This window comes from Frankia sp. CoWAU3, from assembly GCF_977971855.1.
Window position 1 is genome coordinate 1 of the sequence record NZ_CDWWXB010000229.1, and the last position, 2,708, is coordinate 2,708.

Annotated in this window: 1 protein-coding gene and 1 pseudogene; both read left to right on the plus strand. The window is 69.0% G+C overall.

Going from position 1 to position 2,708, the window contains the following annotated elements:
- Positions 1 to 85 precede the first annotated feature (85 nt).
- Positions 86 to 292 (plus strand): DUF1918 domain-containing protein, encoded by a 207-nt coding sequence (locus AC08ON_RS15970; protein WP_035729341.1) that lies wholly within the window; start codon positions 86 to 88, stop codon positions 290 to 292.
- 224 nt (positions 293 to 516) lie between these two features.
- Positions 517 to 2,708, plus strand: a pseudogene (locus tag AC08ON_RS15975) (efflux RND transporter permease subunit); the annotation flags it as partial.

Sequence of the window (2,708 nt, forward strand, 5' to 3'; positions counted from 1 at the left end):
CAGAAAGAGCACGCGCATGCGATCGGTCACCGGAGCATCCAGGCAGAGCAGACCGGATCGCCCGGCAGGGAGGTCGACCATCATGATGTTCGCATCCGTCGGAGAGAGGTTCGTCGTCCACGGCCGCACGGTGGGCAGCCCGGAACGACACGGGACCGTGGTCGAGGTACGCGGCGAGGACGGAGGCCCGCCGTTCGTCGTGCGTTGGGATGACGGGCACGAGGGGCTCTTCTTCCCGAGCTACGACTCGCTCGTCGAACTCCGACCGTCACGGGAGTCCGCGGGCGTCTGACCCCGGGCACGTCCGACCCCGGAGAGGATGGCGACGGTAGCCGAGCCCGGGGAGCCAGGCCCGGGGGCGTGTTGATCGCCTGAAACATTTTCCGGCGAAATCGGCTGCCCCGGGGCCTTCAGGCGGTGTGACCTGCTGCGCTATACAGCAGGGACACAGCCGTCGGACCGACAGGTAACACGCGTCGATCCGGAGGCAACGCGGATAACTCCGGAGCGTGACCGATGTCGACGCCTTCCCCCTCCACCGACGATCCAGCCGATCATCCCGGCCGGCCCGAACACCGGTCGGAGCCAGGCCGCCCCTCGGAACCGGACCACGGGTCGGGCCCGGACCGCCGGTCCGGGCCATCGGCGGCACTCGCCCGTATGGTCGGTACGGTCGGTACGGTCAGTCGGCGCTCGGGCATCGTCGCCGTCGTGGCGCTGCTCGTCACCGCCGCCCTGGGGTTCGGAACCACCCGGCTGGAATTCACCACCGGCCAGGACAACTATCTGAACCCCGACTCCCAGGTCGCCCGGGACAACGTCGCCTACCAGTCCCTCTTCGGCGGCCAGGCGATGGTCACGCTGTTCACTCTGGACAAGGGCGAACGACTCGAGGACCTGTTCACCAAGCGCAACATCAGCCAGTTCCGGGAGTTGCAGGCCAGCCTCGACGCCGATGACCGGATCGAATCGGTTATCACCCCGCTCGCGGCGCTGGAGTTCACGAACAACCTGGTCACGAGCCCGGACGGCAATCCCGTCAACAGCCCCGCCGGGAAGATCCTGCTCGGTGCCCAGCGCCGCGATCCGGATCCGGTCTCCGCCCAGCGGCGCCTCGCCGACTCCGTCACGACGCTGCGGCGGATGCAGGCGATCCCGGTGGCCGAGCGGGTCTACGACAACCCGGCCTGGGTCTCCTTCCTGCTCCGCGACAACACGGGTGCCATCCGTAAGTCGATCAAGCCGTTCTTCCCGACCGAATCCACCAGCCAGATGGTCACCCGACTGCGGGGCAACGCCTCCCTCACGACCGAGGGCCAGGCCGCGACCCTGGCCGAGAAGGCCGTGTCCGAACGCATGTTCGACAATGCGACAACAATGTCGACCGGGGCGCCCGCGCTGCTGCGCGACCTCAACGACTACCTGCGCGGCGGGTTCGTCACCCTCGGGGGCATCTCCCTGGCGCTGATGGCCGGCCTGCTGCTCGTCGCCTTCGCGGTGCGCTGGCGGCTGCTCCCGCTCGGCGTCGTCGCCGTCGGCCTCATCTGGGCGTTCGGCCTCGCCGGCTACGCGGGTGTCCCGCTGTCGGTGGTGACCATCTCCGGTCTGCCGGTGCTGCTCGGCGTCGGCATCGACTTCGCCGTCCAGCTCCACAGCCGGGTGGAGGAGGAGGCTCAACTGGCCCGGGCCGGCCATCCCGTCACCGCGGCCCTGGCCGGGCTGCTGCCCGCGGTGCTGTCCTTCCTCGCGCTGGAGTTCAGCGACGTCCCGATGATCCGGGACTTCGGCACGCTGCTCGCCCTGGGCCTGCCGGTGATCGTCATCGCCACGATCCTGTTCCTCACCGCCTCGTTGGGCCTGCGGGAACGTCGCCGGCCAACCCCCCCGAAGGACTACACCCACGGCCCGCTGGGTCGGACGGTGATCACCCTGGGGTCCCTGCCACGGATCACCGCGGTCCCGCTCGTCGCCGTGTCCGTCGCGGTCTTCGCCGTCGGGATCGTCACCGACGGCACACTGAAGATCCAGACCGATCCGGAGAAATGGGTCGACCAGCAGGGTCAGGTCATCAAGAACATCAACACGCTGCGCGCGAGCACCGGATCCGCCAGCGAGCTGGGCATCTACGTCCAGTCACCGAACGTCTTCGACGACGCCACCGTCGCCTTCCTCGCCGAGTTCGCGAACACCCGGCTCGCGAAGGACCCGGCCGACCTGCTGACCGCGTCGAGCCTCGTCACGACCATCAGCTTCATGATGGAGGTGCCGAACACGACGGTCGTCCTGCCGACGGGTCAGGACGTCCGGCTCGGCTACGCCGCGGCACCGCCCGACCTCCAGCGCGCCACGGTGAACCTGGCCCACAACGCGCTCAACCTCGTCTTCCGTACCGGATCGGGCTCGTTGGAACGGCAGGCCGCAATCGTCGACGACATCCGGGACACGGTCCATCCGCCGCAAGGGGTACGCGCCACCCCGTCGGGCCTCGTCGTGGTCGGCACCGGGCTGCTGGAGAACTTCACGAAGAACCGGACCCAGCTGACCTACTTCGCGCTGGTCGGCGTCCTGCTCATGCTGCTGGTCTGGCACCGCAGCATCGTCCGGGCGGTCCTGTCGCTGGTGCCAGTGCTGATCGCGGTCGGGCTCAGCTCCATGATCGCCTGGCTGGCCGGTGTCGATCTCAGCCCGCTCACCGCGGTCGGCGGCCC